Origin of the sequence: Microbacterium sp. 69-7 (assembly GCF_001897985.1) — a bacterium.
In the GTDB taxonomy this organism is placed as follows: domain Bacteria; phylum Actinomycetota; class Actinomycetes; order Actinomycetales; family Microbacteriaceae; genus Microbacterium; species Microbacterium laevaniformans.
The window spans coordinates 24653-41908 of the sequence record NZ_MKRU01000084.1 but is presented as its reverse complement, the minus strand read 5'-3'; the positions used below and the strand labels follow the sequence as shown (position 1 = coordinate 41908).

The 17256-nt window shown below is 70.7% G+C and carries 20 protein-coding genes; 12 read left to right on the top strand and 8 right to left on the bottom strand.

What is annotated here, in order from left to right; genetic code table 11:
* Positions 1-18 precede the first annotated feature (18 nt).
* Positions 19-660: a hypothetical protein gene (locus BGN98_RS08265; protein ID WP_288120736.1), complete on the top strand. Its 642-nt coding sequence runs from the start codon at positions 19-21 to the stop codon at positions 658-660.
* A gap of 21 nt (positions 661-681) precedes the next feature.
* Here BGN98_RS08265 and BGN98_RS08260 read toward each other — a convergent pair whose 3' ends face one another.
* The gene (locus tag BGN98_RS08260; protein ID WP_288120734.1) at positions 682-1404 is read right to left on the bottom strand and encodes an NRDE family protein; all 723 of its coding nucleotides are present in this window, start codon (positions 1402-1404) and stop codon (positions 682-684) included.
* Positions 1405-1466: 62 nt separating this feature from the next.
* Here BGN98_RS08260 and coaBC point away from each other — a divergent pair, with 62 nt between their 5' ends.
* Positions 1467-2672 (top strand): bifunctional phosphopantothenoylcysteine decarboxylase/phosphopantothenate--cysteine ligase CoaBC, encoded by a 1206-nt coding sequence (coaBC, locus tag BGN98_RS08255; protein WP_288120732.1) that lies wholly within the window; start codon positions 1467-1469, stop codon positions 2670-2672.
* A 110-nt stretch (positions 2673-2782) separates the two neighbouring features.
* Here the strand turns inward: coaBC and BGN98_RS08250 are convergent, their stop codons facing one another.
* Positions 2783-4894, bottom strand: a complete 2112-nt coding sequence (locus BGN98_RS08250) for a glucose PTS transporter subunit IIA (protein WP_288120730.1) — start codon at positions 4892-4894, stop codon at positions 2783-2785.
* Between the two features lie 279 nt (positions 4895-5173).
* Here BGN98_RS08250 and BGN98_RS08245 point away from each other — a divergent pair, with 279 nt between their 5' ends.
* Entirely contained in the window at positions 5174-6097 is a 924-nt protein-coding gene (locus BGN98_RS08245) for an aggregation-promoting factor C-terminal-like domain-containing protein (RefSeq protein WP_502687826.1), read from the top strand.
* Between the two features lie 67 nt (positions 6098-6164).
* Positions 6165-6704, top strand: a complete 540-nt coding sequence (locus BGN98_RS08240; RefSeq protein ID WP_036290844.1) for an NUDIX domain-containing protein — start codon at positions 6165-6167, stop codon at positions 6702-6704.
* 11 nt (positions 6705-6715) lie between these two features.
* Here BGN98_RS08240 and BGN98_RS08235 read toward each other — a convergent pair whose 3' ends face one another.
* Entirely contained in the window at positions 6716-7234 is a 519-nt protein-coding gene (locus BGN98_RS08235) for a GNAT family N-acetyltransferase (protein WP_051498889.1), read from the bottom strand.
* A complete protein-coding gene (gene ykgO / locus BGN98_RS08230) occupies positions 7231-7353 on the bottom strand; it encodes a type B 50S ribosomal protein L36 (protein WP_036290846.1) in 123 nt (40 codons plus the stop codon). The genes BGN98_RS08235 and ykgO overlap by 4 nt, the downstream gene beginning before the upstream one ends.
* A 71-nt stretch (positions 7354-7424) precedes the next feature.
* Here ykgO and BGN98_RS08225 point away from each other — a divergent pair, with 71 nt between their 5' ends.
* Positions 7425-8309, top strand: coding sequence for a GTP-binding protein (locus BGN98_RS08225; protein WP_081768070.1), 885 nt, complete (start codon positions 7425-7427; stop codon positions 8307-8309).
* 14 nt (positions 8310-8323) lie between these two features.
* Here BGN98_RS08225 and BGN98_RS08220 read toward each other — a convergent pair whose 3' ends face one another.
* Positions 8324-8929: a TetR/AcrR family transcriptional regulator gene (locus tag BGN98_RS08220; protein WP_036290847.1), complete on the bottom strand. Its 606-nt coding sequence runs from the start codon at positions 8927-8929 to the stop codon at positions 8324-8326.
* Between the two features lie 129 nt (positions 8930-9058).
* Here BGN98_RS08220 and BGN98_RS08215 point away from each other — a divergent pair, with 129 nt between their 5' ends.
* The 3 genes from BGN98_RS08215 (at position 9059) to BGN98_RS08205 (ending at position 10347) form a co-directional block, all read left to right on the top strand.
* On the top strand, positions 9059-9625 hold the full coding sequence (locus BGN98_RS08215) for a GNAT family N-acetyltransferase (RefSeq protein WP_288120724.1): 567 nt from the start codon (positions 9059-9061) through the stop codon (positions 9623-9625).
* Positions 9626-9732: 107 nt separating this feature from the next.
* Entirely contained in the window at positions 9733-9903 is a 171-nt protein-coding gene (locus BGN98_RS08210) for a CsbD family protein (protein ID WP_036290850.1), read from the top strand.
* A gap of 84 nt (positions 9904-9987) precedes the next feature.
* The gene (locus BGN98_RS08205; RefSeq protein ID WP_288120722.1) at positions 9988-10347 is read left to right on the top strand and encodes a DUF1622 domain-containing protein; all 360 of its coding nucleotides are present in this window, start codon (positions 9988-9990) and stop codon (positions 10345-10347) included.
* Between the two features lie 76 nt (positions 10348-10423).
* On the opposite strand, the gene BGN98_RS08200 is transcribed toward BGN98_RS08205, so the two are convergent.
* On the bottom strand, positions 10424-12001 hold the full coding sequence (locus tag BGN98_RS08200; RefSeq protein ID WP_036290941.1) for a molybdopterin-dependent oxidoreductase: 1578 nt from the start codon (positions 11999-12001) through the stop codon (positions 10424-10426).
* An 87-nt stretch (positions 12002-12088) separates the two neighbouring features.
* Between BGN98_RS08200 and BGN98_RS08195 the strand changes: the two genes are divergently transcribed.
* Positions 12089-12412 (top strand): DUF6176 family protein, encoded by a 324-nt coding sequence (locus tag BGN98_RS08195; protein ID WP_288120721.1) that lies wholly within the window; start codon positions 12089-12091, stop codon positions 12410-12412.
* 61 nt (positions 12413-12473) lie between these two features.
* On the opposite strand, the gene BGN98_RS08190 is transcribed toward BGN98_RS08195, so the two are convergent.
* Complete coding sequence (locus BGN98_RS08190; RefSeq protein WP_036290937.1) at positions 12474-12806, bottom strand: hypothetical protein; 333 nt, start codon at positions 12804-12806, stop codon at positions 12474-12476.
* A gap of 371 nt (positions 12807-13177) precedes the next feature.
* Here BGN98_RS08190 and BGN98_RS08185 point away from each other — a divergent pair, with 371 nt between their 5' ends.
* Together BGN98_RS08185 and BGN98_RS08180 are read left to right on the top strand one after the other, a co-directional pair.
* A complete protein-coding gene (locus tag BGN98_RS08185; RefSeq protein ID WP_036288264.1) occupies positions 13178-14497 on the top strand; it encodes an HNH endonuclease signature motif containing protein in 1320 nt (439 codons plus the stop codon).
* 42 nt (positions 14498-14539) lie between these two features.
* Entirely contained in the window at positions 14540-14866 is a 327-nt protein-coding gene (locus tag BGN98_RS08180; RefSeq protein WP_036288261.1) for a hypothetical protein, read from the top strand.
* Positions 14867-14888: 22 nt separating this feature from the next.
* Here BGN98_RS08180 and BGN98_RS08175 read toward each other — a convergent pair whose 3' ends face one another.
* The gene (locus tag BGN98_RS08175) at positions 14889-16760 is read right to left on the bottom strand and encodes a DUF2207 domain-containing protein (protein WP_036288258.1); all 1872 of its coding nucleotides are present in this window, start codon (positions 16758-16760) and stop codon (positions 14889-14891) included.
* 50 nt (positions 16761-16810) lie between these two features.
* On the opposite strand from BGN98_RS08175, the gene BGN98_RS08170 reads away from it, so the two are divergent.
* On the top strand, positions 16811-17239 hold the full coding sequence (locus BGN98_RS08170; RefSeq protein ID WP_005049698.1) for a MarR family winged helix-turn-helix transcriptional regulator: 429 nt from the start codon (positions 16811-16813) through the stop codon (positions 17237-17239).
* Positions 17240-17256: the final 17 nt, after the last annotated feature.

Sequence of the window (17256 nt, the reverse complement as noted above, 5' to 3'; positions counted from 1 at the left end):
GTCGGCCTGATCGCGTTGGTGGGCCTGTTCGGCGTCGCACTCGTGATCGTGAACGTCGTCGGAGCACCGCTGGTCGCGGCCCGCGGGCGCCGCCTCGCGCGCACCACGTCGTCTGCGGCGCAGCTCATCGCCGGGCGCGAGCTGTCGGCGCACGCGGCCTCGGCCTGGCGCCGCGTCTCGGGGATCGCGATGATCGGCGTCATCGCGGTGGTGGGCGGCTCGGGAGCGAGCCTCGTGGCGCTCGCCGGCGACGACGGGCAGACGGGGTCTCAGGCCGTGCTGTTCGCCGACATGCGCACGGGCGTGCTCGTGACGCTCGGCGTCGGCTTCGCGCTGCTCGCCTGCTCGGTGGGGGTGACACAGGCCGCGTCCACGCTCGAGGACCGCGAGCTCATCGTGGGCCTGGATCGTCTGGGGATGCCGGGGCGCGAACTGCGCCGCGCCCGCGCGCTCACCGTCATCGTGCCGCTGCGATGGGCGGCGGTGGGGGGCGCACTCGTCGGCGTCGCTCTGGCGTTGCCTGTGGTGGGGCTGACGGTGCTGATCGCTCCGATCTCGATGGTGGTGATCGTGGGGACGTTCCTCGCCGGGATCGTGCTGGTGTGCCTGTCGCTGCTCACATCGCGGCCCCTGGTCACGGCCATTCGCCGCGGGGCCTGAGACGACGGTGGCGCGAGACGCTCAGGCGAGCCGGGGTCGGTTCCACTGCCCCGGCTCGTCGAACTCCGCGTAGCGCACGTCGACGCCGTCGGGTCCGAGCGAGGCGGCGACGACCAGCAGCGACAGGGTCGGGTACCCGAAGGGACGGTTGTCGCGCACGATGGCGCGATCGTCGGTGGGTCCCAGTCCGCTCGTCAGCTCGAGAGTGTCGAGCCAGGGCTCCCACCAGTGCCCGTCGATGGCAGCCGGCGCGCTGAAGGCCGCGCGCCACGCCGCGATGCGCGCCGTCGCCTCGTCGTCGACGTCGTCATGCGCGACCATGTGGATGCCGGGAGCAAGCTCCACGTGCCGCAGAGCGCCGCCGTCCCACATGGTGACACGGGCGCCGGCGGCCGTCGCCTCGACGAGGTTGAACCCCTGCGCATGCGGTGGACTGTCCGGGGTGCGGCCGGCGACGGCATCGAGGACGATCCGACCGCGGGAGATCGGGGGCTCGGCCCGTCCCGTCGGGTCGGCGGCCAGCACGTCGGCGCGGTTGAGGATCACCGCGACGCGGCCGTCCTCGGCATCCACCGCCAACCACGCACCACCGGCACGACGGTCGCGCACCCCTCGCACAGCGGGAAGCTCGGGCCACCACGGGCCCAGCGGATCCCACGAGCGCGCGGGGTCCTCGTCACGGACGGCGAGCAACCGTACGGGCGCGCCATCGCCGTGCGGGACGTGGACGATGACGGTGCACACGGTGCTCGTGACCTCTCCGTCCGCTCCTCGTGGCGACGCCTGCGGCGTGGGAGGATCGGACCATGTTCGTTGTCGTGGGCGTGACGGGCGGCATCGGCGCGTACAAGACGGTGCACCTCGTGCGCGCCCTCGTCACCAACGGGCACGAGGTGCACGTTGTTCCCACCGAGGACTCGCTGCGCTTCGTCGGGACGACCACGTGGGAGGCCGTCAGCAGGAATCCTGTCACGACCAGTGTCCACGACGACGTCGCGCGCGTGCGCCACGTCGCCCTCGGCACCTCCGCGGACCTCATCGTCATCGCCCCCGCGACGGCCAACATCCTCGCGAAGATGGCGGCGGGCATCGCGGACGACCTGCTCGGTGTGACGCTGCTCGCCACCACCGCGCCCGTCGTCGTCGCGCCCGCGATGCACACGGCGATGTGGGAACACGCCGCCACGCAGGCCAACGTCGCGACGCTGCGGGCGCGCGGCGTGCACGTGGTGGGGCCGGCCGACGGCCCGCTGACGGGCGGCGACAGCGGGCCCGGGCGGATGGTGGAGCCGGAGGAGATCGTCGCTGCGGCGCTGGCGATCGCCGCGCCGCCGCCCGCCGATCTCGCGGGCCTGCGGGTCGCCGTGTCGACCGGCGGCACCCGTGAGCCCATCGACCCGGTGCGCTTCCTCGGCAACCGCTCCAGTGGCCGTCAGGGTACTGAGCTCGCCCTCGCCGCCGCCGACCGCGGCGCCGACGTCACGCTCGTGGCGGCCCACGTGGACGAAGGGGTGCTCGCGTCGGCATCCCGCCACACGCACATCACGATGGTGCGCGTCGGCACGGCCGCCGAGCTGGAGACGGCGATGACGGATGCCGCGCCCGCCGCCGACATCATCGCGATGGTGGCCGCGGTCGCCGACTACCGGGTCGCGGAGGTCTCGCGCGAAAAGCTGCGCAAGGAGGACGGCGTGCCGCGGCTGGAGCTGGTGACCACCCCCGATGTGCTCGCAGGACTCGTCGCCGCACGCCGGCCCGGTCAGATCGTGGTCGGCTTCGCCGCCGAGACGGCGGCCGACGATGCGGAGCTTCTGGCACGGGGACGCCGCAAACGAGAGCGCAAGGGCGTGGACCTGCTGGCGGTGAACCGGGTCGATGAGACCCACGGCTTCGAGGCGACCGACAATCGTGTGCTGCTGCTGGATGCCGCCGGCACCGTCGTGTCGGATGCGGCGGGCACGAAGCGGGAGGTCGCCGACGCGATCTGGGACGCGGTCGCCGCGGTGCGCTGACGGCGGGGTCACCGCATTTCGACTCGTCGCTGCGCTCCTCACTCAACGACCGGGGAGGCCTTCCCCGGTCGTTGAGCGAGCGCAGCGAGTCGAAACGCAGAGCGCAGCGGTCAGGCCTTCTTCTGCACGTCCAGCAGCGGCGATCCGTGCGTGACGGGGCCGAGGGCGACCGGGTCGACGGTGTCGAACGTGTCGCCGTTGAGGACGATCACCGGCGTGATCAGGGGGTAGCCCGCCTTCTCGATCACGGCGCGGTCGAAGGTGACGAGCGGCGTGCCGGTCTCGACGCGGTCGCCGTTCTTGACCTTGACGTCGAAGCCCTCCCCCTTCAGGTTGACCGTGTCGATTCCCACGTGGATGAGCACCTCGGCGCCGTTGTCCAGCTGCAGGCCGAACGCGTGTCCGGTCGGCTGAGCGGCCACCACCGTGCCGGCACCCGGCGCGTAGACCGTGTCACCGGTGGGCTCGATCGCGACGCCCGGGCCCATGACACCGCCGGCGAAGACGGGGTCGGGCACCTGGTCGAGCGCGACGACGGTTCCGTCCAACGGCGAGGCGAGCTGGATCAGCTCCCCGACGGCGGCCGGACGGTCTGCCAGGGCGGTCGCGGTCGCGGTCGCCGCGCCTTCACCGGCGACACCGGCGAGCTCGGCGCCGCCGGCGACAGCCGGGATGCTGTCGCGCGCCACACCGGGGGCGACGGATGCCGCGCCTGCCGTGGCCGCCGCGACGGCCGCATCGGCCGGCTCCGGGTTCTTGTAGCCCGAGATGATGACGAGCACCATCGCGACCACGAACGCGCCGGCAACGGCGACCAGGTAGAGCCCGATCGGGTTGAAGGCGGGGATCGTCAGCAGCGAGGTGAAGACGAACGCCTGCGTCGTGATGCCGTGGGGAAGACCCAGCACCAGCGAACCGATGCCGATGATGAGACCGCCCGTGAGGCAGCCGACGAGCATCCGCGGATAGATGCGCTTGTACCGCAGGTGGATGCCGTAGAGCGAGGGCTCGGAGATGCCGCCGAGCAGGCCCGCCGCGAGCGCGCCCGTCGCCGTCTGCCGCATCTGCTTGTCCTTCTCCCGCCAGGCGAGGACGAGCACACCGGCGGTCGCACCGAAGCACGCGAAGTTCCACGCGCCCATGGGGCCCTGGATGAAGTCGTAGCCGAGGGTCTGGATGTTCAGGAGCATGATCGCGTTGATCGGCCAGTGCAGGCCCAACGGCACCATGAACGGGTAGGCGAGCGGGATGACGATCGCGAAGATGAACGGCGAGAACGAGTTGATCGAGCTGAGCAGGTTCGCCAGCGCCGCACCGGCGTACACGCCGATCGGGCCGATGAGGAACGCCGTCAGCGGGATCATGACCAGCATCGAGATGAACGGCACGAAGATCAGCTGGATGTTCTCGGGGATCACCTTCTTCAGCCCCTTGTAGACGAGGCCGAGCACCGGCGCCATGAGCAGCGGCGGGAAGACCTGCGAGCTGTAGTCGAAGATGGTCAGCGGCATCCCGAACACCTGGACCGTCGTGATCTGAGAGCCGAGGAAGGTCGACTGCACCGCATCGGCGGTCTTGCCGAGCCCGGCGAAGCCCGGGAGCATCGTCACGGCCATGATCGCGAAGCCCACCCACGGGTCGGCCCCGATCTTCTGCGACGCGTTGTAGGCGACCATCAGCGGCAGGAAGACGAACACGCACTGCCACATGAGGTTGACGAACGCCCACGACGGCGGCAGCACCACGCCGGGCGCGTTCCACGCCGGGATCCAGCCGAGGGTCGCCGCCAGCGCCATGAACGTGATGAACAGCGACGCGCCGAGGAGGGCGCCGAGGATGGGGCGGAACGAGTCCGAGAGGAACTCGAACAGCGAGTCGAGCCAGGCGTTGGTGCCACGGGGGCCCTTCGCACGCTCGCGCGCCTTGATGTCGGCGATGCTCTCGTCCGCGCCGCCGCCGGCGGATGCGCCGCCGGCCATGACGGGCAACGCCATGATCTCGTTGTAGACGGTCTGCACGCCGCCGCCGATCACGACCTGGAAACGGTCGCCGGCCTGCGGAACCGCGCCGAGCACTCCCGGAATAGCTTCGACGGCGGTCTTGTCGACCTTCTCACCGTCGTTGAGCTGGAAGCGCAATCGTGTAGCGCAGTGGGTCAGACTCGCGATGTTTCCGGGACCGCCGACGGCGTCGACGATCTCGGATGCCGAAGTGGATGCCATTTTTTTCGCCTCTTTTTCGTTATGCGACGTCCTGTCGATGACGATCTGTCGCAGGCGACTCTATATCGCCGTCAGGACAGCGGACAGGGCCCGGACCGTGGCAAACGGCCCGGAGGAAATGCGCCCCGACGGCCGGTTGACGTTCAGGGATCACTCAGGTTCTGCGCCGGGGATGTCCAGAAAACGTTGTGAAGCTGTGACCTTCGTGTCCACCCGAGGACGCACACCGCTCGCGCTCCGGCGCCTGGGCGGTGCTGATTCACCGGAAGTACTCTCTTTATGCCCCGTCTGCCTTACCGCCCCGTGACATCCGCCCTCCTCGGCCTCGGCCTCGTGATCGGCGCCGCCACGACCACCGCGGGGGCCCTGCCGGCCTTCGCTGCGAGCGATGCTCCCGCCGCCTCCACCGGCTCGGTCACCGTCGAAACCAGCTCCGCACCGCTCAGCGCGATCACCGCCGGCGGCGTCACCGCCATGAGTGCCGCACAGAGCGCCGTCGCCGCCGCCGCGAAGGTGTCGATCGACATCTCGGCCTCCGGCCTCGACGTCGGCACCACCGCCACCACCGTCGACACCGACAAGCTCGGTGGCCTCATCACGAAGCTCCGCGCACTCGATGTGACGCCCGCCATGATGATCCCCACCCTCACCTCCGACGCGAAGGCCGAGACCGAGGTCGTCGCTGCCAAGACCGCGCAGCTGCGCGCCGCGCTCGATGCCGCCGTGCAGCGCAAGGCCGCCGAGGAGGCCGCTGCCAAGGCTGCCGCCGAGGCTGCGGCCAAGGCCGCCGCGGAAGCCGCTGCCGCCGCGGAAGCCGCCGCGAAGGCGAAGGCCGAGGAAGAGGCCGCCGCGAAGACCGCTTCGGTCTCGTCGCGTCCCGCGGTCGACGTCAACGTCGACCCGGCATCCGCCCAGGGCATCGCCCGCTCGATGGCTGCCGCCAACTACGGCTGGGGCGACGACCAGTTCGCCTGCCTCGTGTCGCTGTGGAACAAGGAGTCGGGCTGGCGTGTGAACGCCGCCAACAGCAGCGGTGCGTACGGCATCCCGCAGGCACTCCCGGGCAGCAAGATGGCCTCCGCCGGCGCCGATTGGGAGACCAACCCCGCGACCCAGATCGCGTGGGGCATGGGCTACATCGCGGGCCGCTACGGCACGCCCTGCGGCGCATGGGACCACTCGGAGTCCGTGGGCTGGTACTGATCGCCACCGCCCGCTCGAACGGCCCGGACTCTGCGTCCGGGCCGTTCGCCCGTTCTAGGGTGGGCGCATGACGTGGCAGACGCGCGCATCGCGCACCGTGTACGAGAACCGCTGGATCCGCGTCGAGGAGAACGATGTCGTCGGCCCTCACGGCGAGGGCATCTACGGCGTGGTGGAGATGCAGCATCCCGCCGTGTTCGTCGTCGCCGTCGATGACGATGATCGCGTCTGTCTCGTCTCGCTCGAGCGTTACACCACCGGCCGCTCCTGGGAGGTTCCGGCGGGCGGCTCGGACGGCGAGGACCCTCTCGTCGCGGCGCAGCGAGAGCTCGCCGAGGAGGCCGGCATCACCGCGGCACGCTGGACGGCGCTCGGGCGGATGAACGCCCTCAACGGCATCGCGCGCGCACCCGAGTTCGTCTTCCTCGCGCAGGGCATCTCCCGGGGTGCGGATGCCGACGCCTCTCAACACGAGGAGGGCATCGACGCCGTGCGGTGGGTGCCGTTCGGCAATGTCCTCCGCATGATCGCCGCGGGCGAGATCACGGACGGCGAGAGCGTCGCGGCGCTCGCGTACGCCGGCATCCACCTCGACCGCTTCGCCTGAGCGCCGCCCGATCAGGCGGCGAGCTCGCGGGCCCGCCAGACGACGTCGCGCTCGGGGGCGTGCGGGTCGATCACGTCGACATGGTCGACGACGAACCCGTGGCGCTCGTAGAACGCCGCGGCGCGGTCGTTGGCGGCGACGTGCTCGATCAGCACGCGCGGCGTGCGCGGTGCGAGCGTCGCGATCATCCGGTCGATCAGGAGCGCGCCGATACCCTCGCCGCGGCGGTGGGCGCCGATGTACAGCTTGTAGATGACGGGATCGTCGCCGATGTGGCCGAGCTCGCCGACGCCGACGATCTCCCCGTCGGCATCGAGTGCCACCCAGAGCGCCTGGGCGTCGACGGCGCGGAGCGTCGCGGGGGCGCTCCACCAGTCGGTGACCAGCTCCTGTGCGGCATCGGCCCCGATGAGAGGCGTGTAGTGCGCGGGGAGCACCACGGCACCGAAGGCGCAGACCGCCGCCACGTCGCTCTCGACGGCGCAGCGGATCTCGACGGATGCCGGTGCTGCGCAACCGGGGACGGTCACCCCTGCCGACCCTTGAAGCGCGGGTTCAGCTTGTTGATGACGTAGACGCGACCACGACGGCGCACGACCTGCGCGCCGGGCTGCTCCTTCAGGGATTTGAGGGACGCACGAACCTTCATGACCACTCCTCCGCGTCTCGGCTGGACGCGAGGATGCGGATGCGGGTGCGGCGCCGAGCGATCCCGTCGCGGTGACGCTCGAGCGGGATCGGCACGACGTCGAGCGCTTCGTGATCGATGCGGACATCGACGTGGACGTGCTGCACCTGGACATCGTCACGCGCACACCGCCTGCACCGATCGTCTGCGTCGTCGACGCCCGGCACATGCTGGACGATCTGCGCGACCCGAGTCCGCTCGATGGGCGCCGCCGCAACGGCGACGGCGACGCGGGCGCGCGAGCGCGACGTGCGGTCACGCTGCTCGAGTCGGCGACCCTCATCAGTCTCGTGCGTTGGGAGCACGTGGAGACCGCCGAGCTGTCGGTGCTCATGGCGCTCGCCTCCCACCTCGCCCCGCGCGCACGGGTACGCCTGTCCCGCGGCCCGGCGGAGGACCTCCAGGCCCTCGCCGGCTCCGACCCTCGCGGGTTCGACGAGAGCTCGGTGCTGGAGCGCCCCGGATGGGTGCAGGCGCTGAACGACGAGCACGACCCCTACATGACCGATCCCCGGGTATCGACGGTGCGCTACGAACGACTGCGCCCGTTCCACCCGGCCCGCCTCGCCGCCGCCCTCGACGAACTCGACACGGGTCGCTTCGGCCTGCTGCTGCGTTCGGCCGGCTTCTGCCGGCTGGCGACGCGCCCCGGCATCCTGGCCCGCTGGAACCAGGTCGGCTCGGCGATGTGGATCGACCCGCAAGACGCGAGCATGGAGGCGAGCCTCACGGCGCAGGACCTCGCCCTCACGGGACTCGATCTCATGACGGGCGCCGTCGTCGCGACCCTGGACGCCGCGCTGCTCACCGACGCCGAGCTGGAGCAGGGCGCCGCCGGCTGGGCGCGGCTGGAGGATCCCCTTCCGGCGTGGCCCGCTTTCGCCGACGACACGCTCCCGCACGACCCGCTCGCCTGAGCGCCGTCACGGCGTCACGGCGTCACGAACGCTCTCGCGAGCACGGCAATGACGGCGTCGGCGTGCGCGTCGTCGCGCGTCGCGAGCCACCACTGCGCGAGTCCGTCGGCGGTGGCGAGGATCGCCGCGGCGACGACGTCGATATCCCGCACGGATGCCGCCGGGCGTGCGGACTGCCAGGCCTCCAGGCGGGCACCGATCTCGGTGAGCGCCGCGGCGCTCTCGATCGCGGCGGCATCCGCCGGCTCGCCCGACGATCGCGCGAGGATCGTCAGCTCGGCGAGGCACTCGTGCCGGCGCGGATCGGCCCGCACGTCGTCGAGGTAGGCACGCAGCGCTGCGGCGACCGCGCTCTCCAGCGTCTCCTCGGCGAGCGGCGCCGCCCAGGCGGCCTCCACCGCACGCGCCGACTCGCGTTCGAGCAGCGCGGCGACGAGCGTGCTCTTGGTCCCGAACGCGTAGGTGACCACGCGGTGCGCCACCCCGGCGCGCTGCGCGACGGTCCGCAGCGAGAGCGCCGTCGCGCCGCCGTCGCGGATCACCTCCCACGCCGCGTCGAGCAGCTGCCGGCGGCGATCGTCCACGCCCAGGTAGGCGCGGGGCGATGGCGCTTCGTTCACAGCGTCCTCCAGGGTCGGGGCCGGCGGTCCCCCTCATACTAGTTTTATCCACTCGGACCAATTGGAGGAGACATACCGGAGATCACCATCCCCCCCGCCCGCCGCGGCGACCTCCCCGCCGCCGCAGATGTGCTGGCCGAAGCCTTCGAGGCCGACCCGGTGCTCGCCGCGATCGTGCCGACGCCGGGCCGTCGGCGCACACGGCTCGCGCACCTCTTCCATGGGATGCTGGCGGCCGGCGCCTTCACGACCGGAACCGTCGACCTCGCCCGCGACGGGGACGGCTCGATCCTCGGGGTCGCCGTGTGGGAGGGCCCGAATGCACTGCACGGCGCTCTCGGACGTCTCGTCGGGCAGGCGCCGCACTTCGTGCGCGCCCTGGGATGGCGCGGCATCCCCCGCGCGCTCTCGCTGTTCTCGCACCTGGAGCGCCAACGTCCCGACTCCCCGCACTGGTACCTGGCCGAGGTGGGCGTGACGGCACGCGCCCGCGGCCGCGGCGTCGGCGGACGCCTGCTCTCGACTCACCTGGACGCCCTCGACGCGATGCGCCAGAGCGCGTACCTCGAGTCGTCCACCCCGGTCAACCGGCGCCTGTACCGACGGCTCGGCTTCGAGGAGGTGCGTCCGATCACCGGGGTGCCGGGCGCCCGCCCGATGGGGATGCTGCGGCATCCCGTCACGCATCGCGCGTAGCCCGTTTACCCCCTCGATCCCAGCCCGTCAACCCACTGCCCTCGCGCCGGCGGCCCTCGTAGCGTCGAGGTCAGGAGTCCGGAGAAGGCCAGAGAAGGGAACACATCATGGGTCTCGACGACAAGATCAAGAACGCGGCCGAGGACCTCGGCGGCAAGGTCAAGGAGGGCGTCGGCAAGCTGACGCACAACGAGCGCCTCGAAGCCGAGGGCGAGGCCGAGCAGGCCAAGGCCCACGTGAAGAAGGCCGGCGAGGACGTCAAGGACGCTTTCAAGTAAGCCTCCCCCCGCGCGACGCCTCCGCCCCCGTCGGGCGGGGGCGTCGCGCTGCGTCCGGAGGAGCTCGCCCCTAGAGTGGCGATCATGTCCGCATCCATCGAGCCGTTCTTCACCGTCATCGCGATCGTGTTCGAGGTGATCGGTGCCCTGGCCATGGTCTCCGGGTTCGTCATCGCGGTCGTGCTGGCGTGGCGCACGCTCCGCCGCGAGCGGCGGGCGCACGCGGCCTACCTGGTGCTGCGCACCACGCTGGTGCTGTCCATGTCGATCCAGATCGAGATCGAGGGGACGCTCCCGTGGCGCCGCGCGCTGCTGACCAGCGGCGGCCAGGTGCTCGCGAGCTCGATCGCGCGTGAGCGCGGGGCCGCACGGGCGGACGAGGCACCCGACCAGACGTTCAAGGCGAACGTCCCGACCAGGCCGGCAATCGCCAGCACGACATAGGTGATCGCGAGCGGGGTCCAACGAGGCGTCATGCCGACATTCCCACGCGCGGGGCTCCGTCGCGGCGGACGAGCGCTCACGACGACACGGTGACCAGAACCCGGTGCCACCCCGTCGAGCCGTTCGGGGCGATCGGGGCACGCTGCTGCTCCTGCAGCTGGCCGTTCTTGTTCCAGGCGCGTACCGCGATGTAGTGGGTGCCGGGCGCGGCATCCCATTCGTACATCCACTGCACCCAGCTCTCGTCGTTCACCGGCGTGGAGATGGTTGCCGGGATCCAGCCGGTGTCGTCGATGTTCACCTCGACGCGGGCGACCCCGGTCGGCTGCGCCCATGCCATGCCCGCGACGGGGACCCGCCCCGGGGCGACGGGACTGCCGACCTTGGGCACGTCGACACGAGAGGAGAGCTTGATGGGCGCCTCGGCACTGTAGCCGCGCGGCGTCCAGTACGCCTCGTCGGCCGCGAAGGTCGTCACCTTCAGCTCGGTGAGCCACTTCGTCGCCGAGACGTATCCGTAGAGCCCGGGGACGATCATCCGCACCGGGAAGCCGTGCTCGGCCGGGAGCGGCTCGCCGTTCATCGCGACCGCCAGGATCGCGTCGAGCCCGTCATCCGTGAGCGCCGACAGCGGAGTGCTCGCGGTGTAGCCGTCGACGCTGCGTGAGAGCACCATGTCGGCACCGGCTTGCGGTCCTGCCATTCGCAGGATGTCGCGGACCGGCACGCCGAGCCACCGCGCGTTTCCGACCAGCCCGCCGCCGACCTCGTTCGAGACGCAGGTCAGGGTGATGCCGTACTCGTCCAGGCCCATGCCGACCAGATCGTCGAAGCTCAACTCGACGCGGCGCTCGACCATGCCGTCGACGACGAGGCGCCAGGTCGACGGGTCGATGGCCGGCACGGTGAGCGCCGTGTCGACGCGGTAGAAGTCGGCGTTCGGCGTGAAGAGCGGCGAGAGACCGGGAACGTCGAGCTCGGCGCCGGCGGGCACCGTCAGCGTTCGACGGGGTGCGGGCAGCTTCAGCGCATCGCGGATCGCGTCGACCGATGAGGTCGCGGCCGTCACGACGCGGGACGCGACGCCGACGATCACGGCGGAGACCCCGGCGACACCGGCGAGGCGGAAGAAGCCGCGCCGACCGAGGGCTTGTGCGTCGTCCGGGGCGGCGTCGATCGCGTCGGGGGCGGGCACGGGTCGCCGCCAGCGCCGAAGGCGACGCGCCAGCGCGACGAGGACGACGGATGCCGCGACCGCGCCGATCACAGGAGGAACGAACGACAGGGGCGTGACCCCGGTGCGAGAGACGACGGCCGCGGTGGAAAGCAGGCCGGCGATCGCGACGACCACCACGCCGAGGGGACTGCGCAGGTATTCGAGTACTCCGCCGATCGCCGAGGCGATGACGACGGCGAGACCGAGCCCCGCGAGGAGGGCGATCTTGTCGTTCGCCCCGAACGTCGCAATCGCGAACTCCTTGAAGGGCTGGGGGACGATGTCGATCACGAAGCCGCCGACCGCCAGGATCGGGCTGGCGCTGCGCGCGACGAGCAGGGCCAGCACCTCGGCGACACCGAGGAACACCGCCCCGCTGACGACACCCGCGAGGGCGGCGAGGGCGAGCGACGCGCGCCGGCCGGTGTGCGTGGTCACGATGATCTCCTGCCGCCGGGGTCGGGGTACCTGTGTTGTTCGGCACGGGCCGGAGATCGGATGGGTTCGGCGACCTAAGGTGGGGACATGATCCATCTCGTCGCGCGGCGCATCGACCCCGACCAGCGCGAACACGTTGTGGAGTGGTTACGCACCGTTGACGGTCCGCGTCGCGAAGAGGCGCTCGCCTCACTCGAGGCGGAAGGCATCCGTCATGAGACGGCGATGATCCTGGAGGGCATAGACGGCCCGGTCATCGTCTATGCCATGGAGTCCGACGACGTCGAGCGAGCGCGCACCATCGCCGATGATTCACCCCGACCGATCGACGGGGAGCATCGAGCCGTGATGCGGGCAGCCGATGCCGGCGCGGCCGATGCCGACATCCTGCTGGACCTGCGGCCGGCATGACCGGCGGTTCGGGGTTCGACGTGGCGGACGACACCGTCGAGCTCGAACGGGATGAGGGCGATCACGGTTCCGCGCTCATCGTGCCCGCGGCATCCACCGGCGGGTCGGTGAAGGAGACCGGCGTGCCCGCTGCCTGCGCGTAGGCGATCTCCGCCGCAGTCGATGCACCGATGTAGCCGCCGGGATTGACGACGAGCACACGGTCGGCGAGATCGATCTTGTGCCGGTGGAGCGCATCGAGGACGGCCTTCTGCTCTGCGCTGACGGCGCCCTCCATCTCGCCGGGGGCGAGGACGATGACGCCCTGAAGGGTGAGGTCACGGTTCGCGTCGCTCATTTCGGCGACGAAGCGCGAGGAGCCGCAAATGCAGACGATGTCGGGGCGGACGGGCATGGCTCAGTGTCCCATCTCAGCCCTTCACAACTCCCTCGCGCGGGGCTTGGCCGTCGCCGTGCGCCGCGGCAAACGCCAGCACCTTTCGACTTTCGTATGAAGTCACGAAAAGGTAACGGAAACCCCTTGTGGCCGTTATCTGGCCGTTATAGAGTGCTCGCACGGTAGTTGTTTTGCTGTGGCAGCTACCGGCATGTGATTGCAGGACACTCTTGGTGCAAGGGACAAGGGCCGGTCGGAAGCCTCTCCGACCGGCCCTTACTCTTGCGCCGATTCCTCCCCAGACGGGGGCATCCGAGGTTTGTCCACAATGCGCCGTTGACCAGGTCTTATCCCGCTCTGATGTCGGAGGTCGAGGGCAGAATTGAGTCATGGCCACCACCGAGTCCCCCACCGCACGCGAGGAGCGCGCGGTCGTCGGCGACATCGTCGAGGCCCTCGTCGACAGGCGTCGACGCATCGCGTCGCTGCAGGCCGAGGAGGCGGTGCTGCTGCATGCGGCGCAGCAGCATGCACTCTCGCAGCGCAACGCCGCCTGCGCCGATAACGATGCTCCGGACGACATCACGATCCGGTCGATCGCCGCCGAGATCGGCGCGGCGACACGGCAGTCCGATCGCACGATCCAGTCGCGGATGGATGAGGCCTCGACCCTCGTGACGCGCTTTCCCGCGACGCTCGATGCGCTCACGAGCGGACGGATCAGCCGCGCGCACGCGGCGGTGATCGCGGATGCCGGGGCCCGCCTGACCGACGACGACGCCCGCGCCGCCTATGAGACGGCGGTCCTGCCGGTGGCCGAACGCGAGACGGTCGGAAGACTGCGTCCCGTCGCCCGACGCCTCGCCGACGCCCTTCATCCGACGCCGATCGGTGAGCGCCACCACGACGCCCGCCGCCAGCGCCGTGTCTGGATCCACGACGGCGAGGACGGTATGGCCGAGCTCGGACTCACCGGCCCAGCCCCTCTCGTTCACGGCGTCTACGACCGCTTGACACAGCTCGCACGCGCCGTCCTCGACGCACCTCGCCCCGCAGTAGCGGACGAGGACACGATCATGGCGACCGCGGATGCCGCCTCCGCGAAGGCTCCCGACACGCGACGCGTGGATGAGGTTCGCGTCGACGTCGCACTCGATCTCCTGCTCTGCGGACACGCCACCGCCGAAGCGAGCAGCGAGAGCATCGCCGCGGCCGATGCGATCCGTGCCCGCATCCAGGTCACGATTCCCGCGATGAGTCTCCTCGGCGCCGCGGATGCGGCGGCCGACCTGACCGGATACGGCCCGATCGACCCCGACCTCGCGCGGCAACTCGCGGGCACCGCCGCCGGGTGGGATCGGTTGTTCACCAGCCCGACGACGGGGGCCGTCCTCGCGATCGACCGCTACCGCCCGTCTCGCGACCAACTGCGCATGCTCCGCGCCCGCGACGAGCACTGCCGCTTCCCCGGATGCCGCCAGCCGCTCCCCCGCTGCGACGTCGACCACACCGTCGCACGCGAACACGACGGCCCGACCGCGGTGACCAACCTGGCGCACCTGTGCCGACGACATCACACCCTGAAACACCATTCCGCCTGGCGGGTCCGCCAACGAGCGGACGGCACCCTCGAATGGACCAGCCCCACCGGGCGCGTGCACGATGACCGCCCCGCGCGCACGCTCGTGTTCGAACCACCACCGTTCTGAATCACAACGGGGAGGACCCCATCCCCGTGATGGAATGTCACCATGCCCGACGACGCCATCTCCCTGACCATCGACGGCACTCCCGACCTTCCGAGCGCGATCCTGCAGGCGCTGTATCGGATCACGGGCCGTTCGACGATCGAGCTGCGCCGCAGCATCCAGCAGGGCGAGCCGCTCTTGATCGCCACCCTGTTCGGGCGCGAGCACATCGACGTCGTTCCCCGCCTCGAGAAGACCATCGCCTACCTCGACGAGCTGGGCCTGCCCTTCCTCCTGCACGAGCGGATCGACGGCGAGCGCACCACCATCGACGTGGCGACACTCCGCAGCATCCTCGAGGCCGACACCGGCGACGACGACACAGCCTGACGCCGGTTCTTCAGACGGCGGCTCAGACCCCGCCGCCGCCGCCTCCGCCACCGCCACCGCCGGCAGAACCGCCTCCGCCCGACCCGCCCGAGCTCGACGACGACGACATCGCGGCGCTCGAGAGCGAACCGATCCCGGCGGAGAACGACGATGCGTCGAAGGCCCCGGAGCCGTAGTACCAGTACGGTCCCGTCGCGCCCACCGCCGTGTACAGCACCGCAAGCTCCGCAGACCACTGCTTCTCCTGGCCGAACACGACCGCATACGGCAGCAGCTTCTCGTACAGATCCAGCTTCTGGCGCGGGTCGTTCACATCCACCGCGACGCGCTCGGCACCCGCCGGCGACTGCAGCATCCGAATGCGGTCGGCCTCGGCCCAGCGGATGAACTCCTCCAGTCCCCGCAGATGATCGCGGGTCTCGGCCCCGAGCGCCGTCAGCGGCTTGCGGGAGCACACCCCGATCACCACGACCGCGATCGCCACGCTGATGCCGATCACCGTCCACGGAAGGACGGGCTGCACGTAGGCCGCGATCGCCACGAACCCCAACCCCAGAGCCAGTCCCGCAGCCGCGGCGGCGAGCAGGATCGGCAGCCAGCGGGCGCGAAGCGGCACCGCCCGCCGCAGCCCGCGCGCGGTCAGCTCCGTTTCCGCCGCCGCGAGGATCTTCTGCGCGACCTTGGAGAACCTGGTGTCCTGCTTTCCGAACTGGTACTGCGCCCCCGGCGCCCCGCCCGGGAAGAGTCCGTCCAGCAGCATCATCCCGTCGCCGTCCGACTTCGACCGGTCGACGAGCTCCGCGATCAGCTTCGGCTTGCCCCAGCCGCGCCCGTCGGACTCCAGGATGCGGATCGAGCCGCGCACCGCCTGCTCCAGCACTTCGGCCGGGATCGCCTTCGACGGCTGCCCGAGCAGCACGGCGCTCTCGAGCGCGTCGACGATCCGTGGGGGATCGTACTCCGCGATGATCGTCGGGCGACCGGGTTCATCGGCCAGCTCGCGTCGCCGCGCACGCAGACCCAGAGCACCCGCGCCGACGGCGAGCAGCCCCGCACCCAGCTGCCCCCAGCCGAACGGGGAGGCAAGATATCCGGAGTCGAAGGTCGCGAACGTGCCGTCCGCGAACCCGACGGCGATCGTGAGGGTCTGGTGCGGCTGCACGTCGTCGGCGACGGCGGTGATGACCGTACCCGAACCGCTGATCGCGGCATCCGGGGTCGACGAGATCGACGCGCACGATTCCTTCGCGTCCTGCACTCCCTGATAGCACGACATGCGCCCCGTCAGGGATGCCGCCAACGACGCGTCCAGGTGCAGCCGAGCCGTCACACGGCCGAACGACTGTCCCCAGTCGACGCCGTTCACATCCCAGTAGAACTCGAGGCCGGAGTCACCGAACACCCACGTCACGTTCTCGAGCGTGTACGTGAGGACGAAGGTCTGCGCGCCGCGCAGAAACTCGTCCGACCGCGAGACGACCGAGAACACACCGTCCTGATCCTCCACCTCGCTCGGGCGCGGCGTGCCGTCGCCGTCCGTCACCGAGATGAGCTCGGGGCGGAGGGGCTGACCGTTGTACGAATCGGGAATCTGCCGACGGATGCCGTGATTCTGATCCGCATCCGGGAACTGCGCCACGATCGTCTCGACGACCCGCAGCCGGCTGGTTCCGTCGGCGGCCCGCGTCAGGGTGTAGTCGGCCGTCATCGACGAGAACGAGAAGTCGTCGACCCCCGCCGCGGCGACGGAGGCGACGGATGCCGGGGGTGCGACCTGTGCGGCCGCCGTCGCGGGTCCAGCCCATGCGGGGCTCGCTGTCCCGGCCGCCAGCGCGACCGCGACACCGGCGATCGCGAGTGCGGCTCCGACGATCCGTGCACGCGCGCGCCCCATGGGCTTCAGCCTATGGGGCGCCGTGCGAGTGGCGCACTACAGTTGACGCCATGACCGACCGCCGTCTCGCCATCTCCGCGTGGGAGAGTCTCTTTCGCGCGCAGCACGAGATCCTGCGCGAGATCAGCGGAGATTTCGGCGAGGACGAGCTGACCCAGGCAGAGTACGACGTGCTGCTCACCGTCGTCCGCGGTGACGACAACAGCGCGCGCCTGCGCGATGTGACCGCCAACATGCTCATCAGCCAGCCGAGCGTCTCACGGCTCGTCGACCGCATGGTCGCTCGCGACCTCATCAGCAAGTGCGTCGACCCGCTGGACGGGCGCGGCGCGATCGTCCGTGCGACCGAACGGGGCGCGGCCGCGTTCCGGCGACTCGCGACAGTGCACGGTCGATCGATCGCCGAGCGGATGTCGGTGCTCAGCGACGACGAGCTGGCACAGTTGCAGCAGCTGACGGCGAAGCTGCGCGGCGCCTGACCGTCTCGTGCCGCCCC